The following is a 19867-nucleotide window of genomic DNA, read 5'->3' as shown; positions in this document are numbered from 1 at the left end:
CTTCCAATGTCAAACCTCCTGTAAGCGATAGACGCCTTTCGCTTCTATCCTTCAACTGCCTGCTTTGTACAAAAAGGTCCATCAGATACTGCCGCCACGCAGCATACTAATGGACACCAGATGATTTACGTTTCCTTACAATACCATTTGCAAGTCAAGGAATCGATCATGGAAGGTACGCTTTTCCACAGGTCTTGAAAAATAAAAGCCCTGTATATTATCTGCCTGAATATCCCGTACAACCTTCAATTCCTCCTGCTCCTCAACACCCTCAACACAAACCCGTATGCCGACACTGTGGCACAGCTGAATTACAGCATTGATAAAGCTTTGATGAAAAGAATTTTCATGAATCGATGATATAAACAGCCGATCAATTTTAACGATATCCGCCGGCATCTGCGACAGCATGCCCAGGGAGGAATAGCCGGTACCAAAATCATCGATCGCGATGCGAATCCCCATTTCCCGCAGCTGCTGGAAGGAGCGCTTCAGCGCATCCATCTCGGTCACAAAGCAGCTCTCCGTCAGCTCAATGACGATATGCTTTGCAGATAAATCCGCCTGCTTCAGGGTCCTGCGGATAAAGGGCAGAAGATCCTCATTCAGCATCTGTATATAGGAGAAGTTCACGTTCATCACAAAACCCGGATTTTCCTTCACCCACTCCTTACACGTATGAACGGCCTCCTGAAACACCCATTTCCCTGCCTGATGAATCAGACCGGCAGATTCCAGAATGGGAATAAACTCATCCGGGCGAACATTTCCATATTCACTGCTGGACCAGCGCAGCAAAGCCTCTGCCCCCTCCACCTTCATACTGGAAGCATTGATCAGGGGCTGATATACGAGGTAGAAATCCTGCATACCCCGCAAAACACTGCTCTGCAGCTGATTCGCAATGGATAAGCGGCGGCGTTTGATCTGTACTAGCTCATGTGAAAACTGTGTACACTGATTCTTTCCGCGGTATTTACTGGCTTCCAGAGCATTATCCGCATACTTGATTAAATCCAGGAAATTGTCGCCATCCTCCCAGAACATCGCAATTCCACCTGACACCGTACAGAAATAGCCGATATCATCAATAAAGTGCCGTCTGTTGCAGTATGCGTGGATGATTTTATATAACTCCCGCACCTGCTTGCGCGTTGCCTGTTCATATACGATGGCAAATTCATCTCCGTCGAATCGATACATGCGTGCCGACGCGGGAAGAAGACGCTGCATCGTCTGGGAAAACTGACGCAGGACAGCATCCCCGAAAATATGATCGTTCAATTCATTGATATGGGAAAAATCATCAAGACCAAGCAGGAGGATCCCACCGTTTCTCTTATGCTCCAGCAGCTGTGTTACAGAATTTTCACAGGCTGTCTGGGTAAACAGTCCGGTGATGGAATCTATTTTTCCCTTATTCTCCAGATTGGATACGATTCCGGCGAAAAAAATCGGCTCTCCACGGTCATTGCGTTTTAAAAGTCCTCTGCAGATAACCCAGATATATTCATGCTTACGATTGCGCACCTGATATTCCACATTATGCTCATCGGTTTCTCCGTTCAGCATAGCCGTAATGGAATCATCAAATCGCTGTCTGTCACGTTCATGAACCAGATCCCCCCACAACGGAATCAGTCCAGGGACAATGAGATCGGGAAGGTCAAAATCCTGCAGCATATTTTCAGAAATTAAAGCACGATCCTCCTGCATGTTCACAAGGTAAATATAATCATCCGTACTATTGACTATGGTATCATACAACATCCATGGATCCAGCTGAAACTCAGCCAGAATCTCCTTACCGCTTTTCATACAACAACCCCGTTTCTGATTTCAGGCTTCTTTAAAATGGCAGAATGCAGCATCAAAATCCCTGTATTTTTGAGAAGCTCTTTCTTCCTATATCATACCACATCTGCATGAAAAAAATTGCATCATTTTCCTAAATGAATGGTTTTTTAGACTGTATGGAAACTTCATCAAAAAAATATATCACACCAGCATCACACATATTGAAATAACAAATGCTTTTATGTCCATCTTTTCAAGGGCACCTTCTATAACGGCTGCTTCTGTTTGATATTCCAACAGTGATTCAATGGTCCACTGCCCTGTCCCAGATCAAGACCATCGCGTAATGCACCGCTGATAAAAGCCTTGGCTCTTTCCACTGCACTGATCATATCATATCCCAGTGCCAGATTGCCGGCAATGGCGCTGGACAGCGTACAGCCGGTTCCATGGGTGTTTGGATTATCGATTTTTTCACTGGAGAGCCAGTGAGCCTCATCCTTATGTACCAGCAAATCATCGGCACGGTTCATGGAATGCCCGCCCTTTATCAGAATGTATCCGTCATAGTCCTGCGCAATCATGGCAGCAGCCTTCCTCATATGCTGATGATTGCATATCCGTATACCGCTTAAAGCCTCAGCCTCCGGAAGATTCGGTGTTATGATATCGGCAAGAGGAAGCAGCTTTGTTTGCAACAGCTCCAGCGCTGTATCCTCCAGCAGACGGGAGCCGCTGGTGCTGACCATAACCGGATCAACGACAATGCGCTCCACTGCATACTGCTTCAGCTTTTCCACAATGACGGCAATCAGCTCCGGTTGGGAAACCATGCCGATTTTTACCGCATCCGGACGGATATCCGTAAAGACACAGTCAAATTGTTCCTTTAAAAACTTCGGTGTTACATTCATGATCGAAGTCACACCGGTTGTATTCTGTGCAACCAGGGCTGTCAGGATACTCATACCGTATACCTCATGTGCCATAAAGGTTTTTAAATCAGCCTGTGCACCGGCTCCCCCTGTAGGGTCAGTGCCGGCAATTGTTACAACAGTTTTCATGTTCATTCTCCTTTCAAATCATCCAGCGACAGGAAGGCTGCATCGGCCTGCATGCAGATTTCTTTCCAGTGCGCTTTACTGGCTGCATCATATACCGCTGTCACGTGAAAGCCATGCGTCTTCAATGTCTGAACGGCATGCAGTGCATCCTCTACAAACATCGTTTCTGCCTTATCCGTATGCAGCATGGCAGGCATAAGCTCAAACAGACGTCCGTCCTGCTTATCATAGGGGAGCTCCTCACAGCTTGCGACAAAGTCCATATATTCCAGCAGACCGTTTCGTTTCAGGACCTCTTCCGCGCAAACCCGTTCACATGCCGTCAAAACGCCTATACGCATCCCCTGGGTATGCAGTCTTTCCAGACAGGCCCTGGCCCCCTTTTTGGCAGCAACCTCCTGCCTGTAGCGTCGTCGTACGATTGCATAAACCTCTGTACGCACCTGTGCCAGGGAATCCTGTATCACATACTTCTCCTTCAGATACCGGATAGCATCTGTCATCGTCATCAGCTGCAGCTCTTTACTGAGATTTTCCTCTGCTTTGATACCCTTTGTCTGAAGATAGACCGCTGCCAGATCCTCCCAAACCCACATGGAGTCCACCAGCGTGCCATCCAGATCAAATATGTACCCCTTCATATGCTGCGCCTCCTTTTATAATGAAAAAAGGGCTATGCCATGTATGCATAACCCACGTTATATCTGCAGTCCCTACGTTGGCATTATCCAAATCAGGTAATCGGTCGAAGTTCACAACTTCCTCTCAGCCTGTCTACAAGCTCCCTTATTTCCACGCTCATCATACCATTTCCATATATTTTCGTCAACAGGCATCCGCGTTTGAAGACAAGGTTTTTTCTAAACGCAGGCTGACAGATGAGGATTCTGCAAGGCCGGTAAGAAGGGAAGCAGACACACCCGATGCCATCGGATGGTATCCAGCTGCACATTTGTCCCTTCCATCTTTTTATCGGGAACAGTTACGTTTCTTCTTCAGCTGTGATACAATACATTACAGAGGTGATAACATGGATTTAGAAGCATTTTTTCATGAGTATAAAGAAAAAAAGAACGCCTATCAGATGGCACTGAGCACAATGTATTATGACCAGGCCACGATTGCTCCGAAGAACGGCATTCCCTACCGCAACCGCATGACGGCGATCCTGTCGGGAGAAGCCTTCGATCAAATGGCGGACAAGAAAAGTATCCAAAGGATCGAAGAGCTGGCAAGGCAGGAGAATGTAAGTGCAGAGCGTAAGAAAGAGCTGCAGCTGCTGTTGCGCGAGCTGAATGAGCTGCGTGTACTGCCAAGAGAGGTGTACGTGGAGTATCGCAGAACCATCGCAGACAGTGAGGCCGCATGGCATGAGGCAAAGGAACAGGATGATTATCAGCTGTTTAAGCCGCATCTGATCAGCGTCATAGAAAAGCAGAAGGAGATTCTGTCCTATGTCACAGATAAGAAAAGCGATTATGATTTTATGCTGGACAGCTATCAGATCAACACCGATATTGCATATTATGACCGCTTCTTCGATGCCATTCGAAAGGAACTGCTTCCGTTTCTGCAAAAGCTCCTGAAGGAGGGAACACCGATTGACGATTCCCTGCTGTTTACAGCCTTTGATATCAAGGAACAGGAGGCCTTTATGCAGGAGCTCATGGACTATATGAAGGTTAATGACAGGGAATGCTATATGACAACAACGGAGCATCCGTTCACGGACTTCTTCTCAGCGCATGAGGCACGCATTACCACGCATTATCATGAACACAATGTGATGTCTGCGATTTTCTCAACCATTCACGAATACGGGCATGCACAATACGGCCTGCAGGTAAAGGAAGCATATGAGGGAACCTCCCTGTTCAGCGGAATTGGTACAGCCATGCATGAATCACAGTCACGTTTTATGGAAAATCACATCGGAAGAAACCGTGCATTCTGGGAAGTGAATTATCCAAAGCTCCAACAGCATTTTCCAAAGCAGCTACAGGATGTTTCTCTGGATGATTTCATGCGGATGATCAATGTATCACGACCTTCCTTTATTCGTACGGAAGCAGATGAGCTGACCTACCCGATCCATATTCTGATCCGCTATGAGCTGGAGAAGGAAATCTTCAACGGCACTGCAGATTATGACAATCTGGATACGATGTGGAACGATAAATATGAGGAATATCTGGGAATCCGTCCAGAGCATGACCGGGACGGTATTTTACAGGATATGCACTGGGGCGGTGCTCTGCTGGGCTATTTCCCTACTTATGCGCTGGGAAGCGCATTTGCGGCTCAGTTCTATCATCAGATGGAACAGGATATGGATGTTGAGGAAGCACTGCGCAGCGGTGCCTTTGAAAAAATCAGCGGCTGGCTGAAGGAGAATATTCATCAGTACGGTGCCTTCAAGGATGCGGATGAGCTGATGATGGATGTATGCGGGGAGTCCTTTGATCCGAAGTATTACATCGAATATCTCAAGAACAAATACGCGCAATTGTATCAGATATCTGCCGATTAAACGGAGATATTGAATAAAATATAAAAAAAGCGAAAGGCTGCGAGAAATGCGGTTCTTACTCGATTGTGGTTAAATTCAAAAAAGGAGAATTCAATACTATTGTAATTTCAATAGAATTTGAATTCTTCCTTTTTCAAATACCCTAACGTAAGAAAGAACTAGAAATGCTAATGCTTTTTTATTTTATCATCATATCTCTGCTTTTTTCGGTATGTTCATTCTGAAATAAACATACGAATTTAAGTATTTGTGGATTGTTTTCTATTATATATTATCTTACAGAAGATCACACCTATGAATCACCTGTCTGTTCTTCCTCACAGCCTGCATACAACGCAACTAGATCCATACATCTTCTTTTTTTCTTACAGGCTGATCATTCCTCTTCAGCTTTCCGATAATCTTCAATCAGCTTTTTGAACCAGTAATAGCTTTTTTTCGGATATCGCCTGTTGTGATCATCAAAATCCACCCGTACAAGCCCGTAACGCTTTTCATAACCGTTAACCCAGCTGTATAAATCCATCGTAGACCAGGCATAGTACCCCCTTACATTGCAGCCGTCTTCCATCGCTTTCAACATATAGTCAATATATCCCTGCATCATTTCGATACGCTCATCATCCTCCACATAGCCTTCATCGTTTGGTTTTTCATAACAGCCATGACCATTCTCTGTGATATACACAGGAATATCCCCATAGCGTTCTTTAATTTCCATCAATGTGTTATACATGCACTTCGGATAGATTTCCCTTCCCCATAGATTCCGTTTTGTATTTGGATCGATCGCTGTTTCATACCAGTCCCTGATACGGATTCCCTCTTTTGCATTGGAGCCTGCCCCCTTATTGTTATGGAAGACCTCCGTTTCCCCTGCTGAGTAGTCCGTAATATAAAAGCGATTGTATACGTTCAACCCAAGGAAATCCACTTTCCCCTGTAGGAATACCAGCATATCCTCAAACTTAATATAGCTGGTATCGATTCCATACTTCCGCAACAAAGGAATCAGTGCGCCCGGAAATTCTCCCTTGCATGCGGTGTCTAATATGATACGGTTATAAAACAGATCCGCAATCATATGAACACGTTCTTTTTCCTTCGTATCCGGTGCTACCTCCACATTACTGGAATCATGCACAATACCGATTGACCCGTTCAGCTTCAGCGAATGGTAGATTGCCACTGCTTTCGCACTGGCGACTGCTTCATGATAGACCGTCGTAAAATAGCGGTTAAAATCATGACGGTGATTGGGAGGATAATTCCCTACCATATGACTGCAATATGCATAGTATTTCGGTTCATTGATCGTGACCCACAGCTTTACACGGTCACCAAAGGCGGTAAAGCAGACCCTTGCATATTCTGCAAACGCATCTACGATGGCACGATTTTCCCAGCCGCCTTCCTTTGCAATTGCTTCCGGTAAATCATAATGAAACAAGGTCACATTCGGCTCCACACCCTGTTTCAGACAGTAGTCAATAACCCTGTTATAGAAATCTATCCCCCCCTGATTTACAGCACCTCTTCCATTCGGAAGGATTCTTGCCCAGGAGATGGAAAACCGGTATGTATTCTGTCCTCCTGCCTTCAGCATATCAATATCTTCCTTATAGTGATGGTAAAAATCACAGGATACATCCCCTGTAGCACCATTGATATTCAACGGGTTACCATGGGAAAATACATCCCATTCCCCTAAGCCTTTTCCATCCGCATCCCATGCTCCCTCACATTGATACGCTGCTGTGGCACTGCCCCATAAAAATTTTTGTTTTTCTATATTTTGCATAGTAGCCTCCATTTCTGCATCTAAGATGCATCATTTTACTTGTTTATGTCACGTTTTCTTGATATTGGTATTTCCTATTTACTTTTTGATGATATACCATGTTTTCGCTGTGAAAGGAAACGTATATTTCATTGATTTCCCCAACAGGAGCATACATACCCATGTTCCTTCTCTAACTGTCGTGAAATCCAGATGGGAGCATAGAATCATAAACAGACTCAGCAGCATGAAAACAATGTCTATTCTGGTTCGAAATATACAAAATTCCATCCGCAGCCGTTTGGATATGACCATAGCCAGTTCCTCAAATGGATTTTTAACAAGATCAGCATGAAATAATACAGCCACACCATAGGAACAGAAGAGTATACCTGAAAAGATACACAGCCATTTTCCGATATAGGTTTGCGGATACCAGTCACAGAGTCCGGGCACATCATAACAGATCAGATTCACAATTTTTCCCTGCAGCAGTGCCAGAGGTATTTGAAGGTACTGTATGTTTGCAAACTGCTTTTTCAGGATAACGATCTGTGCTCCTGTGCAGGATATGAAGAATATAATCAGTACTGTTCCACTCTTGATACCGGTAATGGCAGTTAGATTCTGTGTAAAAGCTGTTATTGCAGTCTGTCCCAACTGTGATTTCATCATGCAGGATAACCCGATTGCTGTTATCAGAATACCCAGCAGCATTTCAATAAGACGCAAATACAGATAGGGTTGTTTTTCTGCTCTCTTTTTCATTCCGCATACATTTCCATAAAACGTGCCCAACCGTCCTCATCACATGGATAGTCTGTGATGATATCTGCTATCGCCTTTGTATCATCGCTGCCGTTTTTCAAACACACACCTACACCACTTGGTTCCAGCATTGTATGATCATTTGTCGTATCTCCAAACGCCATAACTTCAGCTGTAGATATCTGATGTTTTTCACAGAATTTTTTCAAAGCGTATGCTTTGGAAACCCTGCGATGAGAAAATTCCATAAGGGTGGACTGTGTTTTAAAAAAGTGATAATCCTTAGAAGGATGAGCAGTAAGATATGCTTCAATTTGCAGCATATCTTCCTCGTTTACCCGGAACATGATTTTGGCATTTTCTTCCTGATAAAACACCTTCATATCCATAACTTCCATTGCTTCCATTTCTGCAGATGTAGCCGATTGTTTCACAACCTCATCCATCTCTTTGCAATATATGCAATCATTTCGATAGATAACGGGATTACAAGAGAAAACTGACATTTTTTCTATGATTTCCCGAATCCATTCCTTTTTCAGTTCATAGTATGTTTCTTCCTCTTTCGTAAGATTGTCCCAAAGCGTTGATCCATTCATACATATCAGCATATCAACATCTTCCAATCCCCAGCGGTGCAGCAATCTTCGCACTTCTGCAAGAGAGCGTCCGGATGCCAAACCAAATACGATGTGTCGTTTACGTAGTTTTCTGATAACTTCTTTTGCTTTTTTTGTCAACGCATGATGTTTTACAACAAGGGTATTATCAATATCACTTACCACCAGCCGCAGCTTTTCCGGTTTCATGATCTTGCTTTCGATGTAAGAAGATGTTCTTCATACACTGGCAAGCGCCATCTCTTTCTTCAACAGATACGGTCTGAGATATGCCGTTGCCATGCTTGTTGGTAACACATCCTCCTGAATACGGATTCCCAGCACTTCCTGCATATATGCTCTGCGCTTCACGATGCGTTCCCACACAGCCGGATATTCCTTTGCGATTGCCTTTCGCAACTGCTCATCTGCTAGTAAAATTCCACTTTCACAGCTGACTCCCCCATAACCGTTTACACTTGGAATGATATCAATCTGAAACAGCATGCCGCTTTGTAATGTTTCCTCAGACTGCGGATAGATCGGTGAGGACATCCATTCCTCATCAGCGCACAGGTGCCCCGGATTCAGTGTCCAGCCATAGTCCTCCTTCGGCAATACCGCCTCAACCGCCTCATACAAATCGTTTCCGTTTATCCCGATTTTAATGGTTTCCAGCCAGGTTTTTACTGCCTGAAAATAAGGAATCGCGACTGCCTTTAGATAATCCTGTTCCTTCTCAGGCAGCTGCTCAGCACATTCCACTGCATAGCCTGCACGACTCTGCAATCCTCCCTTAAATCCTGTGGTGATGGAAATTTTATCACCGCACTGAATTTGTTTATTACCCGGATACAGATTGGCTTTTTCAAAACGGGCTCCTGTAGCCATGATGGTCACAACACTGTGACGCTGTCCGTCAGCTGCAAGTGTTTCTGCCATTTCCATTTCCGTTTTACCGACCTTTAGGCGATCCATGGTCTTCAGTATGCAGTTTCCTGCCAATGCTGCCCCGTATTCATAGTGTGCAAACTCATTCGCATTGTTGGTTGTCCGAACACCGTTTTCTCCAATGAGGAGATACGCTGCATTGGCAAACTGTGCTTTTCCGCAAACCGTCTTGAGTGCCTCAACAAGAAAATACGGCAAATCAAACAGCAGATGATTATCCTCCACATGGCTGGTAAAATTCTTCCATCCGATCAATCCGATTTTTTCTGCATCTTCCAACTCGCAGGATGCCAGTATTTGCGCAACACTTTTCTCTGTCTGCATCGGCTGATTCGGCAGGGAGAAATGCGGCATATGAATAGGTACTGCTTCAATTCTGGCTTTTCCCGCCTTGTTTAAATTTTCATTTCCCAGTACCATAAATGCCTTACCATTTGCATGAAGAATAAGCAATGCTTCCTCAAAGCGCGGTAGAAAACCGCACAGATATTCAAAATTACTGCCATGCTCCAGATCTGCATATACGACTACTGCATCAAAGCCGTCCTTCTGCATGTTTTCAAGCAGACGTGCTTTCCGATTCTGCATTGTTTCATCGCTCAGCATGACAGGGATAAGCCCCTCCTCCGGTTTCGGTGCCTCTATTTCTTTTAACTTAATCATACATTCCTTCCTTTCTCATACCGTATTTCCAGTTTATCATTTCTGTTGAGCATATGCTACATATCATCCAGCGGATACATCGGACGCATAATCAGCTTGAACGGTATCCGCTTTGTATCCTGCAAGGTTGCCCCATCCGTTAAGGACATGATGCACAGCTTTCCTTTTTCCTTCAATTCCGGATGGATGTATCCCTGCTTAACAACGATGACATCATAATCATCCCAGTCGATACCGCATGCGTCCATCTGGTGCTTTTCCACAAAGGAATGATTATTATCCGTAACAACGATCGTTATCGGCTTACCCTTTACCGATACGCTAACCAGACCTCCGTAATCTCCTTCTTCCCCATACATATGCGTTCCTTCCTGCCGGCCCTTTGCAAGTATTGTTACATCCAGCTCCACCGCAGCTGTACACTCATCCATATCCATACCGAGGCGTAAATGAACCTGCTCCTGCACATCATGTGTTTCCAGCAGCTGATAGGCTGCGGGATCATTGATCGCGGCAAACAAAAAGCGTTTTGTCAGATGTTCACAAGCTAACACCTGCCGTAATATAAATGTGTTAGCCCCCATCGCTCCGGAGGTCACATTATCCCCGGAATCCGTGAGAAACACCGGCTTTCCTGAAAAATCAAGAGCTGCCTGCAATGCTTCCTGCGGTTCTCTGGTAAGACCCGTGTAATGAAATTCATGGCGCTTACCCCAGACATAGTTCATCAGCTGATCTGCTGTTTCTTCAGCATATTGCTGAAAGTCCTGTGCGCTTGGCACTACGACAATCCCACAGCCTGCTTCCGGGGCATCATGACGCAGATATCCGACATGCCACGAACAGCTCAGTATCCGCTCATCCTTTTCCAGTTCATTCATAAACTGATTGATGGAACGTACCGGTTCATCCGCAGAAACACTCTGTTCTCCTCCCAGTATCAATGGAAGCTTTCGGTATACAGGACGCATATTCATCCGATTGCGGATTTCCTGAACGAGTGCACGGCATACAAATTGTACAGTTTCCGGAATATCAGTATGCGGTGCCTCCCGAAAGCTGCGAAGAATGGTGGCATTCTCCACATATTCCTTTGTCAGATTTCCATGCGGATCACAGGATATCGCTATGGGCAGATAGGGGCCGGTAATCCTGCGAATACAGCGCAGCAAGTGATGCTCCCCCGAACCGATATCCTCTACAAAGCTTGCGCCGTGCAGGTGAAGATAGATACCGTCCAAATCCTTTACATGTTCCTTCACAGCCTGTAGAATGCGCTGCTCAATATACATAAAACAGGATGTTTTCATCACTCCGCTGCATCCGGCATCCGCACAGATTACCGGAATGAGATCTATATCCTCTGCATCAAACACATTGCCAAGCTGCATGTGTGACAGTGCTTCCTTTCCATAAGACAACGCCACATTCTCCATATCACATTTCATCGGTACATGGGCATTTGCCTCCAATACAAATTTAGCTGCTAAAATTTTCATCTGCTTCCTCCTCCTGTCATATAATCCGTATATACGTTTGGTATGCTTCAGATATCATCGATTGGAAACATAGGGCGCATGATACGTTTAAATGGCAGACGTGCAGTATCCTGAAGAGTTGCCCCTTCGGTCAGTGACATGACACAAAGCTTCCCCTTTGCTTTGAAATCGGGAAAAATATACCCCTGCTTTACGACGATAACATCATACGCATCGACATCAATGCCTGCACTGACAAACTGATGCAGCTCACAAACTGCCCAACCGGTATCCGCAACCATGATATCGATCGAAGTTCCCTTTATATGAACATTGACACAGTGTCCGAAAACAGAGGTATGATCATGCATCATAAAGCCTGTCAGGTTTCCACTGCTTTTCACAACAGCATCCAGCTCCACCGCACTGCTCAGCTCATCAAAGCCTACACCCAGAGTAAAGGAAAGCTCCTCCCCTGTTTTACATGCGGACAGTGTCTGGTATGCGGCAGGATCGCATATGGTCGCAAATAAAAATTTTTTTGTCGTTTCCGTTTGCAGCACCTGACGCAGTATACCGGTGTTCCATCCGGTTGCACCCGATGTTACATTATCACCGGAATCCGTGATAAACACCGGCTTATCCTGAAAATCCAGTGCCATCTGCAACGCTTTGGAAGGCGAAGCTGTTAAGCCTGTATAATGAAACTCATGACGCTTTTCCCATACATAGGCAGCCAGACGATCCGCAGCCTCCTGTGCATAAGGCAAATCCTGCTCACTGTATGGAACAACAATGATACCGCAGCCTGCGACATCACAATCATGACGGATATAGCCAACATGCCAGGAACAGCTTAAGATACGATCGTCCTTCTCCAGTTCATCCATATACCGGTTGATTGATAAGACCGGCTCATCCGCAGATACGCTTTGTTCTCCACCCAGAATCAAAGGAAGCTTGTGGTATACCGCATGAATATTACGCCGTTTTTTCAACAGCTCACATAGCATTTCCGCTACCTTTTCCATTGTTTCATCAGCATCCGTATGCGGGGACTCGCGATAGCTTCGCAGGATGGTTGCCGATTCTGCATATTCCTTGCATAAATTTCCATGCGGATCACATACAATCGCAATCGGTAAATACGGACCGGCAAGTTTACGCAGCTCCTTTAAAATATGATGATCTCCGGACCCAAGCTCCTCCACCTCACTGGCACCATGCAGCATCAGGAAAATACCGTCAATTTCATGCAAATTCTTTTTTAGCGTATCGATAAACATATGCTCGATATACGTAAATGCGCTTTTCTCTACAACACCGGCAGCTCCGGCATTTGCATATATACTGGGAATCAGCGTAACATCGTTCCTTTCAAAAACTTCACGGATTCCCATTTTCTGAATACAATCCTCACCGAGTCCGATATCATACTGCTTTATCGTACATATAGTGGGAATATTAGCATTTGATTCTGTGACAAACTCTCCGACGAGTACCTTCATTTTCTTACCTCCGTGTTCTTCGTTCCTTTATTTGTTTCATTTGAAAGAAAGACTTCAACAAATACAGTTTCGTCAAAGTCTTTTCTTACTCTATTCTTTCACAGTATCTGTTTTTTTAAGAATGTAGCTGGTCGCCACAAAGGATACGACAATCGCAACAACCGCTACTGCAAAATATAGGATGATATTCCCCGTAGAACCATCTGCGGGCAGGAAATAGAAGAAGGATAACAGACCCGGACATCCGCCGACAACATAGTTTTGAAGACCGAAGATTCCGGCAATCAGACCGGAGCATACCGCACCGATTGCAGTACCGATCAGACATTTCGGACGCATGATCAGGGAGCCGTAGAAGGCAGGCTCTGTAACACCGCACAGCGCTGTAATACCAAAGGATGAAATCATACCCTTTTTCGCTTTATCTTTTAAATGGAACGCAACTGCAAGTGCACTGCCGCCAATACATAGATTGGATACAAGACCCATAACCATATTGAATGGATCATAGCCGATTTCCGCAATGGACTGTGCCATAATCGGCGTAAATGCTTTATCCAGCCCAAGCATAACCATATACGGATACAGGGCAGACAGAATAGGCATTGCAATCCAGCCGGCAACACTCATGACTGCCTGAATTGCGGCACCGACACTGTTGCTTAGCATGGTACCGATCGGTCCTAAAACAATCAGAGTGATAGGAACAACGATGATCATGGTTAGAATTGGTTTTAAGAAATACACAAACATTTCCGGAATGACGCGTTTCAGGAATTTATCAACGAAATACATAACAGCCACACCCAGAATGATCGGGAACACACTGCCTGCATAGGTTACGGTTGGCACACTGAGTCCTAGGAAATCAAGCCCCTTCGCATCACTGCATACAAACAGTACAGCTCCTAAAAAACCACCCATAATCGGTTCCATACGCAATGATTTCGCGAAGGAGTATCCGATCCAGATCGGGAAGAATGAGAAGCCAGCCGTGAAGATATTCAGAAGCAGTGTCGCAGTTCCGCCATCCGCACTCATACCGAAGTAGTTTACCAGCAGGTTTTTAACAGCCAGGATCAAACCTCCGGTAATCATAGCCGGAATGATCGGCATAAAGATTGCCGCACATTTGTTTCCGAAGACATTCAAATAATACATGAAGTTCTTTTCCTGCTCATCATCGGACGAATCATTCCCCACGGACGGTTGTTCATCCGTTACCTTGAAGCCGGAAACATCCAGAAATTCATTATACGCATCATTGACCTCCGGACCGATAATAATCTGTACCTGTCCGGCTTTCTCAACAAGTCCAACAACACGGTCCACCGTTTTCAGGGCCTCCACATTTACCTTGTTTTTGCTCTTATAGTGAATTCTCAATCTCGTCGCACAGTGCTCAACAAATGTGATATTTTCAATTCCGCCAACATTTGTCAAGACTCCTTTGGCCATTTCTGTATACTTTGCCATAAAAATTTCCTCCTTTAATGAAAATAAATTTTCTAAGAGGTTTGGCCGGATCTACCGTCACCATCCAATGCTGTGTGTCTTTCACCTAGTATAGAGATGGTATCGCTTGGCTTACTTCTCTATATCCCTTTCTCACTGATTTTATATCAGAACCTGAAGGCTACATACAAGCCGCTGAAAGTACCGTTCATCCCCAGGCTTTCCGGAATATCATACGGGTACATATCACATATAGCTATCTCTTTTGAAACCAGTGAAACAAGAGTAAGCCGGCAATGCTGTACCGGTATTCCAAAAGCTCTCTGCAGGCTTTTTTTGTATGTTATTCAGGATTCTTTTTCTAAACGCTGTCCTTCGTTAATTTATTCAAATGAATCAGAAGATATAATTTTTCCTCATCATTGACAGAGTATGCATACTTTTTTTCCAGCATCTCTGCGATTTGATTTACACAGGCATACTGCTGCACACTCTGTTCCTTCATCATCTGAAAGATTGCCTGATTTGCCGTTGATTGGTGCACACCGGCTTCCGCATTGACAATGCGCTGCACAAAGAAGCGGCAATGGATGAGGAACCGGTCAAAATCATAATTATCCTGTACATCGACTTGGAAGCTCTGCAACACAATTGTATTGATGCTTTCCAGGATGGATGTAATGGTATATATTTCCATCATATTGGAGGTAAGCTCGGCGTTGACGATATGCAGCGTTATAAAATTTGCTTCGTTGTCATCGATATGAAGATGAAATGCATTGCGCAGCATTTCGATTGCATGTAAAGCGAGCTTATATTCCTCTCTGTACAAAGACTTCACATTTAACAGCATCGTCATGTCGAAATCTATTCCCATTCGTATGCGCTCTATGGTGTTCGCTATATGATCGGTGAGTGTTACATAAATACCGTCATTCAGTGCTTTCGTGCTGTGTTCCTTGAAATACGCAATGATTTCCTCAGATACCAGAATATAGTCGATTGGTGTATCCTGAATCATTTTTTCAAATTTATGCTTCGCCTCCCCCTTCAGCTCGAACTTCTTTTCCGCTTTTTCCGCCTGAATTTCATCCCCTTTTTTCAAACCGAATACAATGCCCTTTCCCACCAGAATGACCTCATCCCCAGCCTCGTTTTTGACCATGGCGATGTTATTGTTATAAATTTTCTTGATCTGCATATGAGTACCCGCTTACACTATCTCAAACAAAGGCTCCCCCACTCTGATATCCCCATTTGTTTTCATTTGATCAACCCTTTTATTTGTTACAATAATCGGCACAATAACATCCATGTTTTTATTTCTTATCATATCCCAGTCTACGATGGTCAGCAAATCTCCCTGCTTAACCCGATCTCCAACCTTTGCTTTTGTTTGAAACGGTACCCCGTGCAGCTGCACGGTGTCGATACCGATATGTATCAGAATATCGGTTCCCAAATCTGTCTGAATACCGATTGCATGCTGTGTTTCATAAATCATGGTTACCGTTCCCTCCACAGGACTCCTCAATTCATTCTCATCCGGTATCACTGCGATACCGTCTCCCAGCATTTTTTCCGAGAACATTTCATCATGTACATTCTCCAGCATAGTAGCTTTGCCATTCACCGGACTACATAAAACTTCCATTTTCTTTCCCTCCTGTTTTCCTTGTTCAATTCACAGCCTCACCTTTTTTATGTATGAAGCTCTGTGCTTTAACAGTATCCGTTTCTGCACATCCCGCTCATTTCGCTTATGTTTATAAGACACAAAAAAGCAAGACGTTATCATACCAAAAATTTGGATTTACTGATAGGTCTTGCTTCCTAAAATCAAGTTAAGAATTACAATCCAGTCATTTCTTTATCCGCACCTACAGTATAGCACCACGCTGAAAGCGTTGTCAATACCATTTTTTTGTATATTTTTAACATTTTTTTATGATTGATTACGATTCAGCGGAGAATAAATCAATCAAGGCTACTACAAAGGGGACTCTTAATCTATGAGATTACTGCCATACGATATTATTTTGTCCTTATCCAAGCTGGATTCTACTAGATATATGGATGAATTACAGCTTCTTACTTTTACCGCTTTTACATTAGCAAGAAGCCGGCAGAATGTCTAACTGTTCCTTCAGAAATGAAGATTACAGCCTGTGTTCAGCCTGAGATATGAAAGCGTTCATCCCCCTAATCTCAATTTCTTTCTTATTGGAGAAAGTTGAAAAGCATCTTTCAAAAACAGTTCCTTGCGTAAAGAAGAATCCATGGGTATAGGAAGCATCCTTCCTACATACAATATTCCATGCGATATACGAATGAACATGGGAGGCTGCTTATGAAATCATCACTTGAACAGGAATTCGCACTGCATCTGCCAAAGGGAAACAAGCCCTGGTTTGAGGGCTGGTATGTACGTGTTCAAACCAAAGAAATCAGCTTTGCAATCATCTTCGGATTACAGATCAGCAATGCTAAGAAAAGCGCATTTATTCAGTTTCTTGACACGCATACGAAGAAAAGCCGCTATGTGGAATATCCATGGAAGGCTGTAACCATACAGCAGCATCCGTTTGTGCTTAACATCAGAGGAAACCGGCTGTCTATGAATTCCGTAACACTGCGCCTGCCGCAGCTGCAGGCGGATCTGCTGCACAGCTCCTTAACACCGCTGCATACTTCCCCGTATGCACCGACCATTATGGGTCCGTTTTCCTACGTGCCTATGGAATGTGTGCATTCCATCATTTCTCTGCGTCACACCGTCAGCGGAACAATCCGACTGAACAATCGCTGCTTTCAGATTCATGGTAGCGGCTATATGGAGAAGGACCGCGGTACCTCGTTTCCCTCCGCTTATGCCTGGTTTCAGTCAAACAACTGTGAGGACACTGCTTCCTGCTTTTTCTTTTCTCTGGCACATATTCCATTTCTCACCGGCTCCTTTCAGGGCTGTATCTGCGTGTTGATGGTTCATGAAAAACAGCTGTGCTTTGCGACCTATCTGGGGTGTCGTGCCACAGAGGACAGGAAAAACCAGCAAATCGTGCTGAAGCAATATCCTCTGGAGCTGCGTATACGCTTGTCTGGTGAAAAGGGGCACACGCTTGCTTCACCGAAACAGGGAGCCATGCAGGGAAGGATACAGGAAACCCTGAGGGGTGAGGCTTTCGTGACACTTCTGAGTAAGGGCAGACATATCAAAAGCTGGCACTTTACACAGGGAGGACTGGAACGTGCAGGTATTGACATCTAATGATATTATGAGAGAATGAACGCCTTGGTTCTGCCTGCATTATACGTAAAAAAGCGGCATTCGTCAGGACATTTCCATGGAAAAAGCTGCGGTTGAGAGCATAACCGCAGCTTTTTCTCATATGCGCAGTGTTTCCAGCTTGCGCACCAGACGTGTATTTTCCTCTTCCTCCATGCTGCACATACCAATGTGAACTACAGGCTTCGTCTTCCCGTGGAAGTCACTTCCGCAGGTCATATACAAGCCGTGGCTCTTTGCCAGATCATAATAAAACTGTGTCTGCTGTTCACTATGATAGGAGCTGAACACCTCAAACCCATCAACACCGAGCTGAAGCAGATCATGTATGCGATCCATCTGTTCTTTGGCATTCATCCCGGGATGTGCCACAATGGCCAATGCATTTTGCTGGTGAAGCAGCTCCACGATGGCGCTGACACTCGGATAGAAGATTTCCACATAGGCCGGTTTCCCAGGTGCGCATATATCCCAGTAAAAATTCACAAAAGGATTATCGCTGCGTTCCCCCCCTGGATAATACGGCTGCAGAAGCGGGTTTTTCTTTTCCACATCATACTCCATAGCAGCCTCTCCAATCGCCTCACCGGTCGTGATACCGCCGGGACTTAATTCCTGAATACGCTTTTCATCAAAGGCGATCCCCATGTCCCGTACCAGCTGGCGGCGGCGCTTGCTTGCCTCGCGTTCCTGAGAAGCCACATGCTCCTCAATTTCATCAAATACAGGATTATGAACATCAATTCCGTATCCTAAAATATGATAGCCGACGCCCTGTGATACGGCATCTATTTCAATAGCAGGGATACAGGTGATACCATATTCCTGCTGGTGGCGAAGTGCAATCCGGCTTCCTCTCACACTGTTATGATCAGCAATGGCCATCATATCCAGACCGGCAGCTTTGCACATTTTCAATAATTCTGTTGGTTCATACTGCCCGTCGTCGCTATATTTGGAATGCATATGCAAATCAAGTTTTTTCATAATGAAGTACCTCTTTCTTTCCGTATTATCTGATCAAAAAGCTCTCTTGCGGCTATTTCTCTCACGCCCAGTGAGAAATCCTCGTGAATGCTGCTTCGTAAGATCATCGTTGGAGGCGTCAGCACCTTCCACTCCGTCTTTACGATAGTAATGAGCCTTTTTAGCAATGCCTCATCCATTGTGTCACAATAAATCAGAAGCGCTTGCGGATCATACATACAGGCGATGCTTTGTATAAGCAAATCCATGTTACGCAGCTGCTGCTCATCACTGATATTCTGTTCTCTCCAATCAACGCCCAGTGGCAGCTGATCAAGCTCACCTACCATGTGATTCGCGCCGCGATAAATATCTCCGCGGATATAGAGTGCTGAACCCGGCGGATACTTTTTTGGAAAATACAGACCCGCTGTACATTCCTGACGTATATTCTGCCGCTGACAGTAACCGAATAAAGCCGCATTGATATCATTTTCTATAAGCACAGGCATCTGATAGGTGCTGCGCAGTCTTGCGAACAGCTCCTGTGATTGGAAGATTGCATAATCCATAACCTTCAGCTTTCCCTGATGCTCCGTACCGGGAATACCGAAGACCATAACTGAAATTGTCGGATACTGTTTCATCCACCTCGAAATGGCATGCTCCAGCATATCAATATCCATATCCGCTATCTCATAGGCATCGGATGCTACCATGTTTTGAAATAAGTCCTGAACCTCCAGAAATAACCGCTCTCTTCCCTCTTGAACATACATATACGCTGTTAATGCCATTTTATAACGGCCATTGTACTGATACTGCAGGGCAGGTCGTCCTCCACCGGATGGAAGCATCTGCTTTTGTATTACTTCGCCGGTTTCCAAAAGCTCATGGATTAAAGAATTAACAGTCACAACGCTTAAACCACTCAGCTTTGCCAGCTGTGGCTTTGTCGCACTGTGCTGCTTGAGAAATACGTTTCGTAAAACAGATAGATTCTCCTGTTTCATCTGTATGGG

Annotated in this window: 16 protein-coding genes and 1 riboswitch; of the genes, 2 read left to right on the top strand and 14 right to left on the bottom strand. The window is 44.7% G+C overall.

Annotated elements, in window-relative coordinates; translation table 11 throughout:
• Window positions 1–135: 135 nt before the first annotated feature.
• The 3 genes from ACG3M1_RS04795 to ACG3M1_RS04785 form a co-directional block, all read right to left on the bottom strand.
• A complete protein-coding gene (locus ACG3M1_RS04795; RefSeq protein ID WP_002607830.1) occupies window positions 136–1818 on the bottom strand; it encodes a putative bifunctional diguanylate cyclase/phosphodiesterase in 1683 nt (560 codons plus the stop codon).
• Window positions 1819–2063: 245 nt separating this feature from the next.
• A complete protein-coding gene (gene thiD, locus ACG3M1_RS04790; RefSeq protein ID WP_008816976.1) occupies window positions 2064–2861 on the bottom strand; it encodes a bifunctional hydroxymethylpyrimidine kinase/phosphomethylpyrimidine kinase in 798 nt (265 codons plus the stop codon).
• A 2-nt stretch (window positions 2862–2863) separates the two neighbouring features.
• Window positions 2864–3502, bottom strand: coding sequence for an HAD family hydrolase (locus ACG3M1_RS04785; RefSeq protein ID WP_009269699.1), 639 nt, complete (start codon window positions 3500–3502; stop codon window positions 2864–2866).
• Between the two features lie 53 nt (window positions 3503–3555).
• Window positions 3556–3659: riboswitch (TPP riboswitch) on the bottom strand.
• A 232-nt stretch (window positions 3660–3891) separates the two neighbouring features.
• Between ACG3M1_RS04785 and ACG3M1_RS04780 the strand changes: the two genes are divergently transcribed.
• Window positions 3892–5391: a carboxypeptidase M32 gene (locus ACG3M1_RS04780; RefSeq protein ID WP_055200837.1), complete on the top strand. Its 1500-nt coding sequence runs from the start codon at window positions 3892–3894 to the stop codon at window positions 5389–5391.
• Window positions 5392–5767: 376 nt separating this feature from the next.
• Here the strand turns inward: ACG3M1_RS04780 and ACG3M1_RS04775 are convergent, their stop codons facing one another.
• The 9 genes from ACG3M1_RS04775 to ACG3M1_RS04735 all read right to left on the bottom strand — a co-directional run bounded on the left by ACG3M1_RS04775 (window position 5768) and on the right by ACG3M1_RS04735 (window position 16247).
• Window positions 5768–7192 carry a glycoside hydrolase family 1 protein gene (locus tag ACG3M1_RS04775; RefSeq protein ID WP_008816979.1) on the bottom strand — a complete coding sequence of 475 codons (1425 nt, stop codon included), beginning with the start codon at window positions 7190–7192 and terminating at the stop codon, window positions 5768–5770.
• Window positions 7193–7270: 78 nt separating this feature from the next.
• Window positions 7271–7939 (bottom strand): YczE/YyaS/YitT family protein, encoded by a 669-nt coding sequence (locus tag ACG3M1_RS04770; protein ID WP_008816980.1) that lies wholly within the window; start codon window positions 7937–7939, stop codon window positions 7271–7273.
• Window positions 7936–8748, bottom strand: a complete 813-nt coding sequence (locus tag ACG3M1_RS04765) for an HAD family hydrolase (protein WP_216880750.1) — start codon at window positions 8746–8748, stop codon at window positions 7936–7938. Before ACG3M1_RS04765 ends, ACG3M1_RS04770 begins: the two co-directional genes overlap by 4 nt.
• Window positions 8749–8778: 30 nt before the next feature.
• Window positions 8779–10152, bottom strand: coding sequence for a M24 family metallopeptidase (locus ACG3M1_RS04760; RefSeq protein WP_008816982.1), 1374 nt, complete (start codon window positions 10150–10152; stop codon window positions 8779–8781).
• Between the two features lie 56 nt (window positions 10153–10208).
• A complete protein-coding gene (locus tag ACG3M1_RS04755) occupies window positions 10209–11651 on the bottom strand; it encodes a M81 family metallopeptidase (RefSeq protein WP_008816983.1) in 1443 nt (480 codons plus the stop codon).
• Window positions 11652–11698: 47 nt separating this feature from the next.
• Window positions 11699–13138, bottom strand: a complete 1440-nt coding sequence (locus tag ACG3M1_RS04750) for a M81 family metallopeptidase (protein ID WP_021419686.1) — start codon at window positions 13136–13138, stop codon at window positions 11699–11701.
• A 90-nt stretch (window positions 13139–13228) separates the two neighbouring features.
• Complete coding sequence (locus ACG3M1_RS04745; RefSeq protein ID WP_009587368.1) at window positions 13229–14614, bottom strand: PTS transporter subunit EIIC; 1386 nt, start codon at window positions 14612–14614, stop codon at window positions 13229–13231.
• Between the two features lie 340 nt (window positions 14615–14954).
• Complete coding sequence (locus ACG3M1_RS04740) at window positions 14955–15794, bottom strand: PRD domain-containing protein (protein ID WP_009587370.1); 840 nt, start codon at window positions 15792–15794, stop codon at window positions 14955–14957.
• Between the two features lie 12 nt (window positions 15795–15806).
• Window positions 15807–16247, bottom strand: a complete 441-nt coding sequence (locus ACG3M1_RS04735; protein ID WP_002607814.1) for a PTS sugar transporter subunit IIA — start codon at window positions 16245–16247, stop codon at window positions 15807–15809.
• Window positions 16248–16943: 696 nt separating this feature from the next.
• On the opposite strand from ACG3M1_RS04735, the gene ACG3M1_RS04730 reads away from it, so the two are divergent.
• A complete protein-coding gene (locus ACG3M1_RS04730) occupies window positions 16944–17861 on the top strand; it encodes a hypothetical protein (protein ID WP_009587362.1) in 918 nt (305 codons plus the stop codon).
• 117 nt (window positions 17862–17978) lie between these two features.
• Here the strand turns inward: ACG3M1_RS04730 and ACG3M1_RS04725 are convergent, their stop codons facing one another.
• Entirely contained in the window at window positions 17979–18866 is an 888-nt protein-coding gene (locus ACG3M1_RS04725) for a PHP domain-containing protein (RefSeq protein ID WP_008816989.1), read from the bottom strand.
• Window positions 18863–19858 carry an ROK family protein gene (locus tag ACG3M1_RS04720; protein WP_244343589.1) on the bottom strand — a complete coding sequence of 332 codons (996 nt, stop codon included), beginning with the start codon at window positions 19856–19858 and terminating at the stop codon, window positions 18863–18865. Before ACG3M1_RS04720 ends, ACG3M1_RS04725 begins: the two co-directional genes overlap by 4 nt.
• Between the last annotated feature and the right edge of the window lie 9 nt (window positions 19859–19867).

The sequence above is a fragment of the Clostridium sp. 10cd* genome (assembly GCF_044336395.1).
GTDB classification, from domain to species: Bacteria; Bacillota_I; Bacilli_A; order Erysipelotrichales; family Erysipelotrichaceae; genus Clostridium_AQ; species Clostridium_AQ innocuum.
Note: the sequence above shows the minus strand (reverse complement) of the source record. Positions and strands in the feature narration are given on the sequence as shown.